Source organism: Flammeovirga sp. OC4 (assembly GCF_000812565.1).
Lineage (GTDB): Bacteria > Bacteroidota > Bacteroidia > Cytophagales > Flammeovirgaceae > Flammeovirga.
In genome coordinates, this window is record NZ_JTAM01000197.1 from 1 (window position 1) to 413 (window position 413).

At 33.9% G+C, this 413-nt stretch carries 1 pseudogene; it reads left to right on the forward strand.

Features of this window, described 5'->3' with window-relative positions:
* Window positions 1-413, forward strand: a pseudogene (locus PL77_RS32205) (hypothetical protein); the annotation flags it as partial.

The window sequence follows — 413 nt, forward strand, 5'->3', positions numbered from 1 at the left end:
AGTGTAAACACCTGGACTGGTGTTACAATTTCTAACTTCAGAGTAACATCTCTAAAAATTTCAAATAAAAACATAAAGATAGTCCCCGAATCATTTGGTGACCTTGATAAAATAAGAACTCTAGAAATATACAGAAATCCGATACAGTACTTACCTAAATCCATCGGTAATTTAACAGAGCTCAGAACTCTGATTGCTAGTATTATGGACTTAAAGTCGATACCTCAAACATTAAAAAATATTAGTATTGGATCTTATTTCCTACAGGACAACAACTTAGGATACTCGGCTTTTGAGGGTATGATCAGACTACCAGGAAGTTATGGAGCACAAGGCAACATTTCAACTGATACTACTATACTTTATCAGGATAATTACATTTTAACTATCCCTGACTCTGCCACAAATAATGT